We start from the raw sequence: 14,118 nt of genomic DNA on the forward strand, positions 1-14,118 counted from the left end.
ACCGGTTACCAAAGTCGCGGGTCGCATGCACGGATTCAGGGGCCGTGGAGGGGTTCGGCAGCGTTTCTGGTAGGGAATGATTCATGGCGTTGGCCCCAGAGTCGCAAGGATGGCACGCAATCTGACGTATACCGCGACCCCAGGTCTTGAGCGGAAAGACGCATTGGGCATGCTGGCATCGGCAGGACTGTTCCTGTTGCCGGCGGCCATGGTGAGCACGCCCTTCAACGTGCTGCCGTTTGCCCTGGTGCTGCTGTTCACCAGCGCCCGTGGGATCTCCGACCTGTGGCGCGTGCGCACCGGTGTCGTCGGCGGCCTGCTGCTGGCCCTGGCCCTGGCGGCGCTGGTCTCCGCACTGGTGTCGTCGTTGCATTCGGTGGGGATGTTCAGGGACGAGGGCTACCGTACCCGCTTCCTGGCCATGCCCTGGGTACTGCTCTGGGTGTACGCCTTGCGTCCCCGCCAGGAAATGTTGTGGTGGGGGGCGCTGTTCGGCCTGTTCGCGACCTTGGCCATCGCCGTTTACCAGGTGACCCATGGCTGGGCGCGAGCCGAGGCCTGGACCAACGCCATCGTGCTGGCCGACGTCACCCTGGTGCTGATGATCGTACTGGTGTTCTGCCGCCCGCCCGGGCGCTGGGGCTGGATCGCGCTGGGCATGGCGGCGGGCGGCACGGTGATCCTGCTCAGTGGCAGCCGGGGCGTATGGCCGGCGCTGCTTGCGCTGCTGGTGGCGATGGCGCTGTCGATCCGCCGTGGCAGCGGGCGCCTGCGCCTGGCCTGGCTGGGCGGGCTGCTGCTGGTCGCGGCAACCCTGGTGCTGGCGGTCCCGCAACTGCGCGAGCTGACCCGCCTGAGCGAGCTGCACAGCGACGTGCAGCGCATCGAGGCCGGGGATGTGGATTCGTCGGCCGGCGCACGCCTGGAGCGGCTGCAGGTGGCATGGGACACGTTCCGCGAGCACCCGTGGACGGGCGTGGGTATCGGCAGGTTCGATACCGCCATGCAGCGCCTGCCGGAGTGCCGCCTGCCGCAGGCGGTGGAGGCGCGCTGCCATCTGGGGCATGCGCACAACGACGTTGCCGAATGGGGCGCGACCCAGGGCATCCCGGGCCTGCTGTTGCTGCTGTGCATCTATGGCCTGCCGCTGTGGATCTTCATCCACCTGCACCGCCACAGCGGCATCGGTGGGTTCCGTGGCCCCGCCGCGGCCGGGGTGATGCTGGTGGTCGCCTACCTGCTATGTGGGGTCACCCAGTCGATGTTCGCCCACCAGATAACCGTGAGTACCTACGCCACCCTGGTGGGGGTACTGGCCGGCCTGTCGCTGGTGACGGCCTCCGCGCGCTACCGCCCGCAGGACGGGCAGCGCCAGGCCGGGCAGCGCCAGAGTGGGCGCCGGCAGCCCGTTCAGGGCTGATCGCGCGGCGGATCGGCCACGTTCCGGCCGTTCTGCAGCAGCCACAGCATGATGGTCTTCTGCCGCACGTAGTTGGCGCGCACGTAGGCGTACACCAGGCCGTGCCAGCCGTCGCGGAAGCCGCCGCGCAGCAGCCAGCCGCGCCAGAAGCGCCACGCCGGCGCCAGCACCAGCTTGCCCAGGGTAGCGCGCTTGCCGCGGGCGAACTCGTGCTCGGCCATCATCCGTGCGTAGCGCTGGGTCTTGGCCAGCTGCTGCTCGAATGAGCGGTAGGGGTAGTGGACCAGGTCGCCGCGCAGCGTGCGCACCGGGCCATCGACAGTGGCCGCCTCGTGGATCTCGCGCGCGCCGCGCCAGCCGCCGCGGCGGCGGTCGAACAGGCGCAGCACGCGGTCGGGGTAAGCGTTGCCATGGCGCAGGAACCGGCCGAAGTATTCGGACAGGCGGGCGAACCGGTAGCCGGCCGCGCCGTTGAATCCGGTGTCGCGCGCCTGCTCGATGGCGTGCCGCAGTTCGGGGCTTACCCGCTCGTCGGCGTCCAGGCACAGCACCCAGTCGTGGCGGGCCTGCTCCACGCAGTACGCCTTCTGGCTGCGGAATCCGTCGAACGCGCGCTGCAGCACCCGTGCGCCCGCCGCTTCGGCGATGGCCACGGTGGCGTCGCTGGAGTATGAGTCCACCACCACGATCTCGTCGCAGAAGGCCAGCGAGGCCAGGCAGTCGCCGATGCGTGCGGCTTCGTTGAACGCGATAATGCAGGCCGTGATGCGAGGCCGTTCGGTGGGAGCGGTCGAAGAGGACATGGTGATGGCCGGATACCTGCTGTTTGCGACGGAGCGCTATGCGCTGCCTATTCTCGCGCCTCTGGCGCAGGCGTTGCACGCGGGCGGCCATGCGGTCGCGGCCTGGTTCGAGGGCGGTGCCGCCGGGGCGACCCTGGAGGGGGTGCCGTCGATCGGGCTGCAGCAGGCGCTGGCGATGCGGCCGCGCGCGGTGCTCAGCGCGGCCAACTGGGTGCCGCCGTTCGTGGCCGGGGCCAAGGTGCAGCTGTTCCATGGTTTCAACGTGCAGAAACGCGAGGATGCCCGCGGCCATTTCCGCGTGCGCGGCCTGTTCGACCTGTACTGCACGCAGGGACCGGTGACGACGCGGCCGTTCCAGGAGCTGGCCACGCGCGAGCGCCACTTCGTGGTGCGGGAAACCGGCTGGCCGAAACTCGACCCGCTGTTCCGCGATGATGGCGGGCAGGCCGCCGCCCTGCGCGCAGCGGCCGGCGACCGCGCGGTGGTGCTGTTCGGCTCCACCTTCACCGAGCGCCTCAGTGCCGCCCCGCACCTGTACGACAGCATCGCCGCCGACATCGCCGCGGGCGGTCGCTACTGGCTGCTGACCCTGCACCCCAAGTGCGCGCCGGAAGTGTTCGAGCGTTACCGCGCGCTGGCCGGCGCCAATGCCCGTTTCATCGAGCCCGAACAGGTCATGGCCGCGCAGCGCGCCGCCGACGTGCTGGTTTCGGATACGTCGTCGATCGTTTCGGAGTTCGTCGTCCAGCACAAGCCGGTGGTGACCTTCCGCAACCGCGTGCCGCAGCCGCACATGCTCGACTTCGACGATCCGCGGCAACTGCCGGACATGCTGGCGCGCGCACTGTCGCCGGAGCCGGCCTTGCTGGCCGAGATCGTCCGCTATGCCGATTCGATCCATCCGTATCGTGACGGGCGCTCGGCGGAGCGGGTGATCGCCGCCACCGAGGACTTCATCGCCGGCCGCCTCGGCACGCCCGGGCGCAAGCCACTGGGCGCGCTGTGGCGCGGCCTGCAGATCCGCCGCGAGCTGGGCTACTGGGGGCCGTCGCGGTCGTAGCGCCCCGGTCTCCGCCGCGCCCTTACCAGCGCAGCCGGCGCCGCGCCATCTCCTGCCCCAGCTGCTCCATCAGTTCGCGGGCGCGCGCTGCTTCCAGGAAGTGCAGCCGCAGCGGCGGCGAGCCGGAGGCGCCGGCGGTATCCAAGGTGAGGGTGGCGGTGCCGAAGCAGTGGTCCAGCGGCGAGCGGTCCAGGCGCAGCGCCTGCAGCTTGTCCAGCTCGGCCACCCGCCACCAGCGGCTCCACCAGCCACCGCGTATCGCGACCCGGCGCGAGTCGATGCTGTAGCCCATGCGCGCGACCTGGCGATGCGCATGCAGCGCGGACCAGGGCAGCCACAGCAGCGGCAGCAGGCCCCAGGCACCAAACTGGCGGCAGCCCAGCGCGGTCACCGCGGCAACGGTCACCAGCGCCGGCAGGCACAGGCGCCACCAGCCGCGCATCGACACCGCCTGCCATCGTGCCGGCGGCCACTGCACCGCGGGCAACAGGTGCTGCAGCAATGCGTCGCAGGCCGCGGGCGCGGCCACCGGTACCAGCTCCTTCAGGGCCCGGCCCTGCTGCTCCTGGCCACCGCCGCTGGCGATGTCCACGCGCAGCTGGCGACGCCCGAACAGGCGATGCAGCATGCCTTCGCGCAGGGTCCAGGCCTGGATGCGGCGCTGCGCGACGCTGCTGCGCGAGCGGCTGAGCAAGCCGCGTTCGACGGTCAGCCGGCGCTCGGCCTCGCTGAGGCGGAAGCCGTGGTATTGCACGATCGCCAGGGCAATGGACATCAGCGCCATCAGCAGCAGTCCGGCCACCAAGACCAGCGCGACGGTGCCGGCCAGCGGCACCGCGCCCAGCTGCAGCTGGCTGGCATAGCCCACCGCCTGCCGGCCCTGGTCGCGGACGAATTCCTCCGCGACATCGCGCGGGAACATCTGCCAGATCGCGCCGCAGGCGGCCGCGGCCACCACCAGGGCGCGGTTGGAGATCAGTCCCAGCCGCACCAGTTCCGGCAGCCGCAGTTCGAGCAGCGGGGCCGGAGCGGCGGGCCCGCTGTCCACGGCCGCCGGCGCGCTTTCGCCGCGCTGGCGGATGAGGCGTTCCAGCTCCAGCGCCTGCGCCAGCCGCAGCACCCGCATCTGCGCCTCGGGCTTGTCGCCGGCGGCCGACTCCAGGCGCAGCTCGGCCACGCCGAACAGGCGGTGCAGCAGGTTCTGGTGGACCACCACGTTGTGGATGCGCGCGAACGGGATTTCGCGGCGGGTGCGCTCGAGGATGCCACTGCGCACGGTCAGCGCATCGCTGCCGATCCGGTAGCGGTAGGTCAGGTACTGCAGCAGCGCGCTGCCGGTCATGGCCAGCAGTACCGCGAGGGTGACCAGGTGGAACGGCCATTCGCCGTCCTGGCGGCGGCTGCCGAAGAACAGCAGTGCCACCAGCGGCAGCAGGAACTGCTGCAGGTGCTGCTGCAGTTCGAACAGCCACGACCAGGGGTGCAGGCGCTGGTCCGGTGCGTCGTCCGCGCTGTCGGGCATGCTCACAGCGCGTCGTCGTGGTCGAGTTGGCGGGCCAGCCGGTCGCGCAGGTGCTCGGCGTCCTCCTGCGCCAGCCCGGCGATGGCGACGGTGTTCATCCGCGTGCCCGCGGTATGCACGACCAGCGTCGCCAGGTTGGCGGCGCGCTGCAGGGGGCCGCGGCGCAGGTCCAGGTGCTGCACGCGCGACACCGGTACATGGCTCTCGCTCTGCCACAGGTGGCCGCGGCGCACGCCCAGCGCCTGCGGATCCAGCCGCCAGAATGTGCGGCGATGCCGGCGCCAGCCGATCCAGGCACCGCCCAGCAGGCCGGCAACGGCGGCGACCAGCACGCTCGGCAGCCACCAGGGGGTGCGCAGCACCAGCGACAGCACGCCGCTGGCCAGCAGCAGCACCAGCATCGATGCCAGCCCCGCGCCGATCGCGGCGAACGGCGCGCCGCGCGCCGGCAGCGGTTGCCAGTCAGCGGTGGTGGAAGGCGGGGTGGGGAGCTCGGGAGGTTCGATCATGGCGCGACCATACAGGCACCTCGGGAGGTCCGTCATCCGGGCGCCGCGGCCGTGCCTACTGCGCCGACATGATCAGCGCGTCGACGTCCAGGTGGTGGCCGGCGCGCGCGGCCTTGGTGCGCAGGTACTGCTCGTTCTCGGCGGTGATCTCGCCGGTCACCGGGATGCTGCCCAGCACCTCGATGCCGGCATTGCGCAGGTGCTGCACCTTGGTGGGGTTGTTGGTCAGCAGCTGGATGCGCTGCACGCCCAGCCCGCGCAGCATGGCGATGGCGCTGCCGTAGCGGCGCTCGTCGGCGCCGAAGCCCAACTGCGCGTCTGCGTCGATGGTGTCCAGCCCCTCGTGCTGGTAGCCATACGCGCGCATCTTGGCGGCGATGCCGGTGCCACGGCCTTCCTGGTCCAGGTACAGCAGGATGCCGCCGCCCAGTTCCTTCAGCGTGCGCAGCGCGCGCCGCAGCTGGTCGCCGCAGTCGCACTTGAGCGAACCGAACAGGTCGCCGGTCAGGCACGAGGAATGCACGCGCACCGGCACCACGCCCTGCAGGTCGGGGCTGCCGACGATCACCGCGACCTGGTCGCGCTGCGCCACCCCGCCGCGGAACACCGCGAACTCGGTCATGCCGACATCGCGCAGTGGCACCGGCGAGCGGGTCACCAGTTCGTAGTCCTGGCCGGCCTGGGCGGCGCCGCAGCGCAGGTCGTCCAGCGCCAGGTGCAGGCAAGCGTCGAATGCCGTGTCGCCGGCATGCAGGGTGGTCGATACCAGCGCCGGCAGCAGCAGGCCCAGGCGCGCCACTTCCACGGCCGCCGCATCCAGGGCGTCGCCCTCGCTGGGAGGCCGTCCGGCGAGGGCGTGTCGCGCAGGTAGGACAGCGCCGCCAGGGCCTCGAAGCCTTGCCCGGCCAGCGCGATGCGGATGCCGTGGGCGCTGTCGATGCCCAGCGTGCGTGCGCGCGGCGTGGTCAGGAACAGGTAATGGCGGTCGTCCGCGGCATGCGCGAACGCGGCGAAGCCGGCCGGCGAGGCGCTGTCCAGCGCCATCGTGGCGAGGCGGCGGTCACCCTCGGTGATCACCACCGGTCGCCCTGCGCGCAGTTCGGCGGCGGCGCGCTCGCAGCGGATCGCCGCGGTCTCGCCAAAGCAGGGGAGGGCGGCAGCGGGGAGGGGGGAGGTGGCGTTCATCGGCAACCTAATGGGGTCGGCGCCGGCGGATTCAATCGATCACCGGGGTGACGCAGTGTTGCAGGGGCATGCTGCGGGCGCATCAGTGCGGGTGGCGCTCGGTGGCGTACGGGTCGCTCTCGCCGCTGCCCGGCGGGCGCAGCGTGTAGCGCTTGTAGGTCCACTGGTACTGCGCCGGGTCGCGCCGGGCGATGCGCTCGATGCCCGCGCTCAACGCGCTGGTGGCGACCTGCAGGTCGGGATCGGCGATCGACGCCGGCGCCGGTTCCACGTGCAGGGCGAACTCGATGTCCGGGCCGATCCGCTCGCACCAGGCGTAGAGCACGGTGGCGCCGGTACGCTCGGCCAGGCGGTTGACCAGGGTCATGGTCAGCGCCTGCACATCGAAGAACGGCACGAACACGCCGTCGCCGTTCTTCGGCTGCTGGTCGGGCAGGATGCCGACCGAGCCGCCGTCCTTGAGTACCTTGAACAGCTGCCGCACCGCGGGGCCCTCGGCCCGCACCTGGCGGATGTTGTCGCCACCGCGGACCCGCTGCAGGAAGGCGTCGCCGACCGGGTTGTCCGGGGGCGCGTAGACGATGGCGATCGGCCCGCGCGAGGCCAGCCACTGGTTCAGCAGTTCCCAGTTGCCGTAGTGCGGGGCCACCACGATCACGCCCCTGCCGGCGGCCAGCGCGGCGTCGTACAGCGCCTGGCCGTGGCGCTCGCGCAGGTGGGTGGCCAGATTGCGGGCCGGGTCGTGGGTCCACAGGTACAGGGTCTCCAGCGCCTGGCGGGCGGTGGTCCTGAGGATGTCGCGGTGCAGGCGCGCGCGCTGCGGCGCCGACAGCGCCGGGTAGGCCAGTTCCAGGTTGCGCCGCGTCACCCGGCTCTCGCGGGCGTCCAGCCGGCGCCACAGCCAGGCCAGGGCATCGGCCAGGGCCCGCTGCCAGGACCAGGGCAGGGCGGTCAGCCCGGCGGCGAGGCGGTGGTAGAGCTTGGCGGCGCGTTCCGGTTTCATCCGTGCAAGTTTAGCCCGCCGCGGCGGCGGACCCGGCAGCGGCGCCGCCGGGCGGCTGCAGGGCCGTCGCTGCGGCGTCCGGTGCGGTATATGGTGCGCGCTCCCCTTTTCCAGGAGCCGCCATGCTTTCCCTCCTCCAGCGCGTCACCCAGGCGTCGGTCAGCGTCGGGGACCAGGTCGTCGGGCAGATCGGCCCGGGGTTGCTGGTGCTGGTCGGCGTCGAGCCGGGCGACGACGAGGCGGCGCTGGCGCGGATGGCCGAGCGTCTGCTCGGATACCGGGTTTTCGCCGACGATGCTGGCAGGATGAACCGCTCGCTGCGCGATACCGGGGGCGGCCTGCTGCTGGTCAGCCAGTTCACCCTGGCCGCCGACACCCGTTCGGGCATGCGCCCGGGCTTCAGCACTGCCGCGGCGCCGGCCGAGGCTGAACGGCTATTCAATCGATTGGTGGCGATCTGCCGTGAAAAACACGTCGGCGGGGTGGAAACCGGGCGCTTCGGGGCCCATATGGTGGTCAGCCTGGTCAACGATGGACCGGTGACCTTCCTGCTCAGACCCTGACGCGCCGTGAAACCACCGCCCGGCAAGCGTTATGCTGCGCTGGTATAATAGTAGGTTCTCTATCTTTCCCTGCCGGTGGCGCGAGCACTACATGGCCAACGAACGTCCTGCCCAGCAATCCGATATCAAACAACTGATCAGCAAGGGCCTGGAACAGGGCTACCTGACCTACGCCGAAGTCAACGACCACCTGCCGGACGACATGGTCGACCCGGAGCAGATCGAAGACATCATCGGCCTGATCACCGGCATGGGCATCGACGTCCATGAAGTGGCGCCCGATGCCGACACGCTGATCCTCAGCGATGGCAACACCGGCAACCGCGAGGTGGATGATACCGCCGCCGAGGAAGCCGCTGCAGCGCTGACCGCGCTCGACACCGAAGGTGGCCGCACCACCGACCCGGTGCGCATGTACATGCGCGAGATGGGCACGGTCGAGCTGCTGACCCGCGAAGGCGAGATCGCCATCGCCAAGCGCATCGAGGAAGGCTTGGGCCAGGTGCAGGCCGCGCTCGGCACCTTCCCGCCGGCGGTCGAGTCGGTGCTGGCCGATTACGAGCTGCACAAGGAAGGCAAGAAGCGCCTGGCCGAGATCATCGTCGGCTTCAACGACCTGGTCGAGGAAGAGCCGGCGCCGGCCGCCACCGACAGCGACGACGCGTCCGACGACAGCGATGCCGAGGCCGACGAGGACGAGGACGATGTCGGCGGCGACGAGGATGCCGGCCCGACCGGTCCGGATCCGGTGGAAGTGGCCAACCGCATGGAGCAGCTGGCCAGCGACATGGCCAAGTTCAAGAAGGCCCATGCCAAGGGCGACCTCAAGGCGCAGGCCAAGCTGCGCGAAGAGCTGTCGGCGACCTTCGTGACCCTGAAGCTGCCGCTGCCGCTGACCGACGTGCTGGTGCGCCTGCTGCGCGACACCATGGGCCGGATCAAGGCCCAGGAGCGCCGCGTGCTGCACCTGGCCACAGTCACCGCGCGCATGCCGCGCAAGGACTTCATCCGTTCCTGGGAAGGCAACCAGACCAACCTGGAATGGGTCGAGGACGCGATCAAGCGCAAGCAGAAGTGGTCCTCGGCGCTGCGCGACGTCAAGGACCAGATCATCGCCGAGCAGCAGGCCACGCTCGACGTGGAGAAGGAGTCGCACCTGAGCCTGGACGAGCTGAAGGAGATCAGCCGGGTCATGGCCTATGGCGAAGCCAAGGCGCGCAAGGCCAAGAAGGAAATGGTCGAGGCCAACCTGCGCCTGGTGATCTCCATCGCCAAGAAGTACACCAACCGCGGCCTGCAGTTCCTGGACCTGATCCAGGAAGGCAACATCGGCCTGATGAAGGCGGTGGACAAGTTCGAGTACCGCCGCGGCTACAAGTTCTCGACCTATGCCACCTGGTGGATCCGCCAGGCGATCACCCGCTCGATCGCCGACCAGGCGCGCACCATCCGCATCCCGGTGCACATGATCGAGACGATCAACAAGCTCAACCGCATTTCCCGCCAGATGCTCCAGCAGTACGGCCGCGAGGCCACGCCGGAGGAGCTGGCCAAGGAAATGGACATGCCGGAAGACAAGATCCGTAAGGTGATGAAGATCGCCAAGGAGCCGATCTCGATGGAAACCCCGATCGGCGACGACGAGGATTCGCATCTGGGCGACTTCATCGAGGACACCAACGTGGAGTCCCCGATCGACAACACCACCAATATCAACCTGTCCGAGACCGTGCGCGACGTGCTGGCCGGCCTCACCCCGAGGGAAGCCAAGGTGCTGCGCATGCGCTTCGGCATCGACATGAACACCGACCACACCCTGGAAGAGGTCGGCAAGCAGTTCGACGTCACCCGCGAGCGCATCCGCCAGATCGAGGCCAAGGCGCTGCGCAAGCTGCGCCACCCCAGCCGTTCCGAGCAGCTGCGCAGCTTCCTCGACATCGACTGACCGCGCGGCGTCACCGCGGTACCGAAGAGAAGGCCCCGCATCGCGGGCCTTTTCGTTTTGTGGCGCCGCGCCAATACCTCGATGGCGACGGATGTTATCTTCGATAGAGATTGGATCGATCCAAGGGGCCGGCAATGGCAGTCAGGCAGGCGAAGTGGATGGTCGCGCTGGTGCTGTTGGCGGGCACGGCGGCAGCGGGCGAGCGTGCCGGCGAGCACGCGGTGGCGGCGGTGGACCCGTTCATCGGCACCGGCGGCGAAGGCCACACCTACCCGGGCGCGACGGTGCCGCACGGCATGGTCCAGCTCAGCCCCGACACCCAGATCCGGTCGCGCAGGGACGGCTACGGCTGGGCGGCCGGCTACCGGCACGACGACACCACCATCGCCGGCTTCTCGCACACGCACTTCTCCGGCACCGGCCACTCCGACCTGGGCGACGTGCTGCTGATGCCACTCAGCGGCGAAGTGAAATACGAGCGTGGCGACGTCACCCGGCCGGGCAGCGGCTACACCTCGCGCTTCGATCACCGCAGCGAGCGCGCCGAGCCGGGCTACTACGCCGTCACCCTGGACGACTCCGGGGTGCGCGCCGAACTCACCGCCAGTGCGCGCGTGGGCATGCACCGCTATGCCTTCCCCGCGGACCGGCCGGCGCATGTGCTGGTCGACCTGCGCACCAGCATGTACGACTACCCGGGCAAGATCCTGTGGTCGCGCCTGCGGTTGCGCGCGGACGGCACCGTGACCGGTTACCGCCAGACCCGCGGCTGGGCGCCGGGACGGCAGCTGTACTTCGCCATGCGCTTTTCGCGGCCGCAGCGCGGCCACGCCTTCCACGACACCGAAAGTGATGTGGTCTACCGCGGCTTCCCGCCGCCGGCGGAGAAGGACCCAGGCGCGCGAGCGCAGATCGAGGGCCGGCAGCTGGTGGGCAGCTTCGATTTCGGCCCGGGTGGACGCGAGCCGCTGCTGGTCAAGGTGTCGATCTCGCCGGTCAGCGAGGACAACGCCATCGCCAACCTCGACGCCGAAGCGCCCGGCTGGGACTTCGACGGCGTGCGCGCCGCCGCCCGCGCGCAGTGGGCGCAGGCGCTGGCGGCGGTGGAAGTGGACGCAGCGCCGGCGCAGCGCACCGCGTTCTACACCGCGCTGTACCACAGCATGCTCGGGCCGACCCTGTTCATGGACAGCGATGGCCGCTACCGCGGCCCCGACAACGCCGTGCACCAGGCGCAGGGCTGGACAAACTATTCGACCTTCTCGCTGTGGGACACCTATCGCGCGCTGCACCCGCTGATGACCCTGCTGCAGCCGCCGCAGCGCAGCAGCGACATGGTCAACTCGCTGTTGGCCGCGCGCCGCGAAAGCCCCTACGGGATCCTGCCGGTGTGGTCGTTCCACGGCCTGGAGACGTGGTGCATGATCGGCTACCACGCGGTGCCGGTGATCGCCGATGCCTACCTGAAGGGCATCCGTGGCTTCGACGCCGACGAAGCACTGCAGGCGATGGTCGCCAGTGCCAACTACGGGCCGTATGACGGCATCGCCCAGTACCGCGAACTGGGCTGGGTGCCGATCGACGAGGAAGGCGAGGCGGCGAGCAAGACCCTGGAATACGCCTACGACGACTGGAGCATCGCACGCATGGCCACGGCCATGGGGCGGGACGATGTCGCCGCGGAATTCGCCAAGCGCGCCGGCAACTGGAAACACGCCTTCGATCCGTCCACCGGCTTCATGCGCGCGCGCAGGCGCGACGGCCGCTTCCGCGAACCCTTCGACCCGGCCGCCAGTGGCTACGGCAGCGACTACACCGAAGGCAACGCCTGGCAGTATTCGTGGTACGTGCCGCAGGACGTGGCCGGGCTCGCCGCCGCGCATGGCGGCGCTGACACGCTGCTGCAACGGCTCGACGCGGTGTTCGATGCGAAGGTGGACCCGGCGGTGTTCGAGCACATGGAGGACATCACCGGCCTGATCGGCTGGTACGCGCACGGCAACGAGCCCAGCCACCATGTCGCCTACCTCTACGCCTACGCCGGCCAGCCATGGCGCACCCAGGCCCGGCTGAAGCGGATCATGGACACCCAGTACGCGCCGCGCCCGGATGGCCTGGCCGGCAACGACGACCTCGGGCAGATGTCGGCGTGATATGTGTTCACCGCGCTGGGCTTCTACCCGGTCACGCCGGGCAGCAACGAGTACATCATCGGCCGCCCGTTCCTGCCGCGTGCGCGCCTGAACCTGCCCAACGGCAAGCATTTCACCATCGTGGCCGAAGGCCTGGACGAGGCCCATCCCTACGTCGGCCGCGTCACCCTCGATGGCAAGCCGCTGGACCGCGCGTTCCTGCGCCACGACGAGATCATGGCCGGCGGCGAGCTGCGCTTCACCCTGCAGGCCGAGCCCAACCGCGAGTGGGGCACCCGGCCCGACGCCCGCCCGTACTCGCAGTCCACGCACTGAGCCGCGCATGCCGGAGCCGCCGCCGGTGGCCGCCTGCCGCGGCCTCCACTACACTTGCGCACCGGCAGCGGGCCTATAGCTCAACGGTTAGAGCAGAGGACTCATAATCCTTTGGTTCCAGGTTCGAATCCTGGTGGGCCCACCAGATTGACTTCTACAGAAGTCCAGAGACGTCTTGCGAGAGCTTCGTAGCGCTGGATTTGCAGCTGTTCTGGCGTCCAGCTGTGTCCAGTGGTATCCACCTGCATCCAAGAAAAAAGTGAGTCACGCTGTGTGTCAGCGGGCTATACGCCCCTAGACGACCAGACGCTCGACTCACATGTTGGCCGACACCAAGTTGCGCTCGCTCAAGCCGAAGGCCAGTCCCTTCCGTGTGTCTGATGCCAACGGCTTGTACATTGAAGTGCGCCATCGGGAGCCAAGATCTGGCGTTACCGCTATTGCTAACTGAGCAAAGCAAGCATCGTCACGCTTGATGAGTACCCCCCCCTCAATGTCGCTGCAGGCTGTTCGCGTCGAGCGCGACCGTCTGCGCTCATTGCTGCGCGTTGGGGCAAATCCTGCTCAGGTGGCTCGGGTGTAGAAGGCCGCACATGGCGAGCGGTCCGCAAACACCTTCCTCCCGGGTCGGTCGTGCGGGAGCGCAGGCTGATCGAGAAGGATCTGGTTGGGCTGGCGGATCTTCCTATCGGGGACATTACTGCTCCGGCTTTACTGGCCGCACCGGCCGTGCTGATAGGAATCCGGCCCAAGATCTTACCGGGGGCGCTCGAGCAGCAGGCGAAGCACTTTGCGAGCGTGACCGACCCGGCTCTCATCGGCGATCCGTTGTGCGCGCTTTGGGGCGCGCAGACCCCATCAACTGAGTTTTTCAGGTCGTAAAGGCGTGGAGCGACTCCCTGCTATGGCACGTGGGGTCGGAGGATCACTGGCCGAACGGCCACAATGGCAAAGACTCATTTGAGTTGAAGTAGATATGCTCCACTTTCAAGACGCCGCCAAGCTTCAGCCGTCTCGGATTCCCGCTTACCGTGAACGCTAAGGGGGACACTCTAACTAAGAAATTGAGACAGAGAAGATGACCCGAGTCTCATTCATCTTTGATACGGACTTGGCCTGTCCTTCGGCCTAGCCAGGTGCGGAAGCTCCCTGATAGATTGTGAAGAAGGGGGCTCAATACACGGAAGGCACAGTGATGATGATGCGGAAGGGAAATAGCTGGGATGAAGTGAGGCGCATGTCACAATTTTTGCTGAATCCAGTGGGCTGTAATGGCGCCACAACTAACCATGATGGTTGATAAGTGGCTCCCAAAGGCCCAATATTCGTCCTGCGCGATGTTCAGGACTTGATCAAAGCGGGGAAGGTGATCTTCACCCCCCAAGCTGAACGTGACTATCAGGAACTTGGATTCGATTCCGTCAGCGCAGCTGAGGTCGTCCGGTGGATCGACCCAAGTGAGTACCGTGACACCCTTGAGTACGACGATGGGAAAAGTTGGGATGACTACGTCACAACGGCGCGATGCCCGGCAACTCAGACTATGCGGCGACTCTACATAAAGTTCCGAATTCCCTCGCCGGCCGCGGTCCAGTACTTGGTTGTGACCTCCTTCCACTGTGAGAAGGTTCTTAAGTGAC

10 protein-coding genes, 1 tRNA gene and 2 pseudogenes are annotated in these 14,118 nt (G+C 68.6%); 8 read left to right on the forward strand and 5 right to left on the reverse strand.

Going from position 1 to position 14,118, the window contains the following annotated elements; genetic code table 11:
* Positions 1 to 169: 169 nt before the first annotated feature.
* Complete coding sequence (locus B1L07_01625) at positions 170 to 1,420, forward strand: polymerase (protein AUZ54046.1); 1,251 nt, start codon at positions 170 to 172, stop codon at positions 1,418 to 1,420.
* Here the strand turns inward: B1L07_01625 and B1L07_01630 are convergent.
* Positions 1,411 to 2,223, reverse strand: a complete 813-nt coding sequence (locus B1L07_01630) for a lipopolysaccharide biosynthesis protein (GenBank protein ID AUZ54047.1) — start codon at positions 2,221 to 2,223, stop codon at positions 1,411 to 1,413. The two genes, B1L07_01625 and B1L07_01630, sit on opposite strands and share 10 nt — an antisense overlap.
* Before the next feature lie 4 nt (positions 2,224 to 2,227).
* Between B1L07_01630 and B1L07_01635 the strand changes: the two genes are divergently transcribed.
* Positions 2,228 to 3,283: a CDP-glycerol glycerophosphotransferase gene (locus B1L07_01635; GenBank protein AUZ56398.1), complete on the forward strand. Its 1,056-nt coding sequence runs from the start codon at positions 2,228 to 2,230 to the stop codon at positions 3,281 to 3,283.
* A gap of 22 nt (positions 3,284 to 3,305) precedes the next feature.
* On the opposite strand, the gene B1L07_01640 is transcribed toward B1L07_01635, so the two are convergent.
* The 4 genes and pseudogenes from B1L07_01640 to B1L07_01655 all read right to left on the reverse strand — a co-directional run bounded on the left by B1L07_01640 (position 3,306) and on the right by B1L07_01655 (position 7,502).
* The gene (locus tag B1L07_01640; GenBank protein AUZ54048.1) at positions 3,306 to 4,805 is read right to left on the reverse strand and encodes a hypothetical protein; all 1,500 of its coding nucleotides are present in this window, start codon (positions 4,803 to 4,805) and stop codon (positions 3,306 to 3,308) included.
* Positions 4,806 to 4,807: 2 nt separating this feature from the next.
* Positions 4,808 to 5,314, reverse strand: a complete 507-nt coding sequence (locus tag B1L07_01645) for a hypothetical protein (GenBank protein AUZ54049.1) — start codon at positions 5,312 to 5,314, stop codon at positions 4,808 to 4,810.
* 55 nt (positions 5,315 to 5,369) lie between these two features.
* Positions 5,370 to 6,499 (reverse strand): annotated as a pseudogene (locus tag B1L07_01650) (GTP cyclohydrolase).
* A gap of 82 nt (positions 6,500 to 6,581) precedes the next feature.
* Complete coding sequence (locus B1L07_01655) at positions 6,582 to 7,502, reverse strand: lipid A biosynthesis lauroyl acyltransferase (GenBank protein ID AUZ54050.1); 921 nt, start codon at positions 7,500 to 7,502, stop codon at positions 6,582 to 6,584.
* A 122-nt stretch (positions 7,503 to 7,624) separates the two neighbouring features.
* Between B1L07_01655 and B1L07_01660 the strand changes: the two genes are divergently transcribed.
* The 6 genes and pseudogenes from B1L07_01660 to B1L07_01685 all read left to right on the forward strand — a co-directional run bounded on the left by B1L07_01660 (position 7,625) and on the right by B1L07_01685 (position 14,117).
* A complete protein-coding gene (locus B1L07_01660; GenBank protein ID AUZ54051.1) occupies positions 7,625 to 8,065 on the forward strand; it encodes a D-tyrosyl-tRNA(Tyr) deacylase in 441 nt (146 codons plus the stop codon).
* A gap of 91 nt (positions 8,066 to 8,156) precedes the next feature.
* The gene (locus B1L07_01665; protein ID AUZ54052.1) at positions 8,157 to 10,010 is read left to right on the forward strand and encodes an RNA polymerase sigma factor RpoD; all 1,854 of its coding nucleotides are present in this window, start codon (positions 8,157 to 8,159) and stop codon (positions 10,008 to 10,010) included.
* A gap of 134 nt (positions 10,011 to 10,144) precedes the next feature.
* Positions 10,145 to 12,478, forward strand: a pseudogene (locus B1L07_01670) (sugar hydrolase).
* Between the two features lie 69 nt (positions 12,479 to 12,547).
* A tRNA-Met gene (locus tag B1L07_01675) sits at positions 12,548 to 12,623 on the forward strand.
* A gap of 488 nt (positions 12,624 to 13,111) precedes the next feature.
* Entirely contained in the window at positions 13,112 to 13,360 is a 249-nt protein-coding gene (locus B1L07_01680) for a hypothetical protein (GenBank protein AUZ54053.1), read from the forward strand.
* 421 nt (positions 13,361 to 13,781) lie between these two features.
* The gene (locus tag B1L07_01685; protein ID AUZ54054.1) at positions 13,782 to 14,117 is read left to right on the forward strand and encodes a hypothetical protein; all 336 of its coding nucleotides are present in this window, start codon (positions 13,782 to 13,784) and stop codon (positions 14,115 to 14,117) included.
* Position 14,118 lies beyond the last annotated feature (1 nt).

Origin of the sequence: Stenotrophomonas acidaminiphila (genome assembly GCA_002951995.1) — a bacterium.
GTDB classification, from domain to species: Bacteria; Pseudomonadota; Gammaproteobacteria; order Xanthomonadales; family Xanthomonadaceae; genus Stenotrophomonas; species Stenotrophomonas acidaminiphila_A.

Coding starts and splice junctions, on each gene's coding strand:
- B1L07_01640 (AUZ54048.1), bottom strand. CDS start 4,805: ATGCCCGACAGCGCGGACGACGCACCGGACCAGCGCCTGCACCCCTGG.
- B1L07_01660 (AUZ54051.1), top strand. CDS start 7,625: ATGCTTTCCCTCCTCCAGCGCGTCACCCAGGCGTCGGTCAGCGTCGGG.
- B1L07_01625 (AUZ54046.1), top strand. CDS start 170: ATGCTGGCATCGGCAGGACTGTTCCTGTTGCCGGCGGCCATGGTGAGC.
- B1L07_01645 (AUZ54049.1), bottom strand. CDS start 5,314: ATGATCGAACCTCCCGAGCTCCCCACCCCGCCTTCCACCACCGCTGAC.
- B1L07_01655 (AUZ54050.1), bottom strand. CDS start 7,502: ATGAAACCGGAACGCGCCGCCAAGCTCTACCACCGCCTCGCCGCCGGG.
- B1L07_01630 (AUZ54047.1), bottom strand. CDS start 2,223: ATGTCCTCTTCGACCGCTCCCACCGAACGGCCTCGCATCACGGCCTGC.
- B1L07_01665 (AUZ54052.1), top strand. CDS start 8,157: ATGGCCAACGAACGTCCTGCCCAGCAATCCGATATCAAACAACTGATC.
- B1L07_01635 (AUZ56398.1), top strand. CDS start 2,228: ATGGCCGGATACCTGCTGTTTGCGACGGAGCGCTATGCGCTGCCTATT.